General features: G+C 58.2%; 1 protein-coding gene and 1 pseudogene. One reads left to right on the top strand and one right to left on the bottom strand.

What is annotated here, in order from left to right; translation table 11 throughout:
• A pseudogene (locus EOB49_RS38330) lies at positions 1–148 on the top strand (SAM-dependent methyltransferase); the annotation flags it as partial.
• 100 nt (positions 149–248) lie between these two features.
• Here EOB49_RS38330 and EOB49_RS34280 read toward each other — a convergent pair.
• A complete protein-coding gene (locus tag EOB49_RS34280) occupies positions 249–575 on the bottom strand; it encodes a GYD domain-containing protein (RefSeq protein ID WP_127383530.1) in 327 nt (108 codons plus the stop codon).
• Positions 576–862: the final 287 nt, after the last annotated feature.

The following is an 862-nucleotide window of genomic DNA, read 5'->3' on the forward strand; positions in this document are numbered from 1 at the left end:
AGCCAACGTCAAGGTCCACGGCTGGGGCAACAAAGCCTGCGCGAGGGCCCATATCGGCGGCCCGGTACGCGCCTATGGCCTGTGGCGGGATCTCAGCAACGACGAGGAATACCCGCTGATGGTCTGGGCGTTTGCGAAGAAGGCGTGAGAAGTTGACCGCCAAGGACAAAGCTAAATGGCCTTGGATCTGGCGAAGAGATCGGCGACAGACGGCGGGAATTGCGGACTGCGAGACTCTGGGACGCCCTCTACGATGCCGGCGGGCGATACCGGATCGACTTCGCTTTCCCAAGGGCTTCCATCGTCTCTTCGACGCTTAGGAGGACGGTGGTCTCGTACGAGTTGAGCGCTCCCCCCGCACCGATGGCAAGCACGACGGATGCCATCGACACGTTGTCTGGCGCCTCCCACAGGTTCCAGCCATCGTGCTCTCCGAAGGCATACCAGAAACCGTGCAGCTTTCCGCCCACTGACTCGATGTAAGAACGGGCCGCCTCACGTCGATCCTCGGGGTTTTGGATCAAACGCGCCCAGGTCTCGGGCGTGTAGCTGAATCGGGAAAGATACATGGGCATGGTTCGCCTCCAGGGTCGCCGCCTGACCAGTGTACTCGGTAGGTTACCGGCCGACGAAATATGCGCTCAAGCTAATGGAAGCGCAACATGCCGGCTATTTGCAATGATCTGCTGGTCGGGTAACCCTACGGGAAGCAAGCGAACTGCTGGCACAGAAACGGCACAGATATGTCTGGATGTTTTTGCTCTGTTCACGCTCTGTTGGCGTATATTAGTCAATGAAAACAAACAAAGCACTGCATTGACATTGCAGGGGTCACAGGTTCAATCCCTGTCACGCCCACCAT

Source organism: Mesorhizobium sp. M7A.F.Ca.MR.148.00.0.0 (assembly GCF_003997735.1).
GTDB lineage: Bacteria > Pseudomonadota > Alphaproteobacteria > Rhizobiales > Rhizobiaceae > Mesorhizobium.